The sequence below is a fragment of the Spiroplasma sp. Moj genome (assembly GCF_016082285.1).
Lineage (GTDB): Bacteria > Bacillota_I > Bacilli_A > Mycoplasmatales > Mycoplasmataceae > Spiroplasma > Spiroplasma phoeniceum.
The window spans coordinates 1-2,843 of the sequence record NZ_MQTY02000121.1 but is presented as its reverse complement, the minus strand read 5'-3'; the positions used below and the strand labels follow the sequence as shown (position 1 = coordinate 2,843).

2 protein-coding genes and 1 pseudogene are annotated in these 2,843 nt (G+C 22.1%); all 3 read left to right on the top strand.

All coding sequences use genetic code 4. From position 1 onward, the window contains the following. Positions 1 to 840: 840 nt before the first annotated feature. The 3 genes and pseudogenes from BST80_RS04860 (at position 841) to BST80_RS04850 (ending at position 2,634) form a co-directional block, all read left to right on the top strand. Entirely contained in the window at positions 841 to 1,266 is a 426-nt protein-coding gene (locus BST80_RS04860) for a DUF3627 domain-containing protein (protein ID WP_415746214.1), read from the top strand. Between the two features lie 152 nt (positions 1,267 to 1,418). Next, complete coding sequence (locus BST80_RS04855; protein ID WP_415746213.1) at positions 1,419 to 1,622, top strand: DUF2649 family protein; 204 nt, start codon at positions 1,419 to 1,421, stop codon at positions 1,620 to 1,622. Next, positions 1,622 to 2,634 (top strand): annotated as a pseudogene (locus BST80_RS04850) (hypothetical protein). Before BST80_RS04855 ends, BST80_RS04850 begins: the two are co-directional and overlap by 1 nt. Positions 2,635 to 2,843 lie beyond the last annotated feature (209 nt).

Sequence of the window (2,843 nt, the reverse complement as noted above, 5' to 3'; positions counted from 1 at the left end):
TTTGTTAGCTTTGCCACCTTTTTTAAATTTTTCTATTTCAGCAACCTTTAAAATATCTAACATTTTATTAAAAGTGGCTTGTTTTATTCCTGTTAATCGGAATAATTCTTTATCATTAATAAAATCAAATTTATCAAATTTCATAATTTTAGATTCCTATAATTTCTATTTTAAATATATTTTATAGGAATTTTAAAATAACTAGGTTATGCAAGAAGTCTATTAATTNTATGGNTAAAAATATTGTGTGATATTTAGATCCACCGTATTATTACAATAAAGGAAAAGTTTATAAACATTCAAAAATGAACTTTTATGAACTAAAAGATAGTATTTTAAAGATTAAAGGTAAATGAATTTTAAGTATTGATAATTCTGAATTTATTAAAGACTTGTTTAAAGAATTTAATATTAATGAATTTCAATGAGTATATAGTTCTACTAATTGTCATAATAGAAAACCAAAACTTGGTCAAGAACTAATTATTACAAATTTTAAGGAGTGTGATTAATTATGTTAGGAATTTGAATATTTTTTATTAAACGTAAATGTCAAATTTGTCGTTCTATTTTGAATAAAAAATTTGTTGGTAAATTATATTTTAAGTTAAATGTTTGTTCAATGCAGTGTAACCGAAAGCGAGTTGATTTGAGTAATGTATCAGGAACCAAATTATACATAAAAGTCCAAATCTGTTTAATATTATTAAAGTAATCAATATTGAGTGATTTATAAATTTTAATGGTTTTCAATCTTTTTGAAAAATAATTGAAAGTGAATTCTTTGCTGGTATTGATACTAGTAAAAATGAGTTATATGTGTGAAAGTAAGGTGTTTTTATGAGTTTTTATAAAAAGAATATTAATGTAGAAAATTATTTTATTCGAGCAGAATTTGTAGTTTTTAAAACTGATAAAGCAAGTTTTATAAATTTACCTAATCATAATCGCCATATTGGTTTTTGATTTAGTAATAAGTTTATTTATCCTAGTCAAAAACATTCTGAACAAGTAGCAATCGGATTGATTTATGATAATTCTTATCCTATTGTGAAATATGATGAAAATTTAAAACGTTATGTATGAAAATATTTAACTAGAACTGAATTAATTAATTTATATAATCAATATAAACAAAATTATTTTATACAACTGAAAAAAGCATTATTCCCTGGTGAACCTCAAAAAACAATTAGTAATAATCGAACAAATTGAAATGTTGAAAAAGAGCAAGAATTAATTAATGATTTGAAAGACTTAAATTAAATGAGTTTATATGATTATTGAGTTCAATTTGTTAGTTATATTATTGGTTCTAATGCTCCCGAATTTTTATATGTTATATCGTTTGTATTATTTATTGTTTTATTTTTTGGAATGTTTTTAAAACTTATTCAGAAAATGTGGAGTTTTTAAAAATGCAAAATGATTGAGAAAAATTAAAAGAGTTTTTTATTCATGTTTTTTTGTTTATAGATAAAATGAATGTTGAAAATATTACAACTTGAAATTTAACACAAAATGAATATTTAATTCTGATGATTGGTGTTTGAATTGTGATTTTATTTTTAACGTGGTTTTTATTATGAATGGTTTTTAAAATAGTTGGGTATTTTAAGTAATGAAAAAGTTTATATTTTTCTTAAAAAATTATTGTTATATTAGTGGTTCAATGATTTTGTTTAGTTTAATTGATTTATTACTTTGGATAATTTCATTAAATTATACTGGTTTAGTATTTTGATTATTGTTTGCTTTGCAATGTGTTTATTTTGTATGATGAGTTTGAAAAAACATATTTTATCAGTTGAATGCTTTTCGTTTAGTTAATTTTGTTTGAGATAATCCGTTATCGGTAATTATTGGTAAGTTAGGAACTGGTAAAACATTACTTTTAACTTATTTATCACAAACTATGAAATTATTAACAGATAAAATTTATAGTAATTATCCGTTAGAAGATGATAAAGTTAAAGTTTTAACATTTAAAAATTTAGATTTTACAGATAGAACAAAATCAGTTCCTCCTGATGACAGTGTTATTTTATTTGATGAAAGTTATTTATATATTGATGGAACTAGTCCCCACGATGAGAAAAAAGTTCATAGTGGTAAAATCCCGTGAATTGTATTAGCAAGACATTTTGGTAATCGTGCTTTGTTTACAGCACAGCTTGAGGGTATGATTTGAAATAATATTAGGCAATTAGCAAGTGGTATTATTATTCCAATTTCATTGAAAAAACCTATTGCTAAAAAAGGATTTAATTTTTTTAATTGTTTCTTTATTATGCGAATTGGTATTTTCCAATATATTACAGATTATGAAATTTGAAAAACAAAATCAGTAGAACGAACAGCCGAAGGAAAACGAGCAAAACATAAGTCGGATGTTGGTTTAGGAATTCGGTTTTTAAAAAAATTATTCCATTAGAATTTGCACAGAAATATGATAATCAATGATTAAAGTTTGTTCGTGATTTAAAAAATGATGAAATAGTTAATTATAAAGAATATTACTGGTCAGAAATTACTAAATTGAATGTTAAAGATCGTTTATAATTGTTTGATATTGATATTTTTAAAAAGAATTTAAAACCTAAAAAGGAAAAAGGAAGTGGTAAAGATGATTAATTTATTATCAGAAAGTAGTAATTGAGATAAGATTTTTAGTTTTATTTTTGATGTATTAGACTTCTTGCATAACCTATTAAAATAATTGTAAATATTTTTAAAAAGATACTAATAGCAAATTATAATTTTAATTAATTATGTCTTTTATTTAAAAATTTAATATTTTCCTACAACGAAAAATGACTTTTTTATTTAAATTATTTAATTTT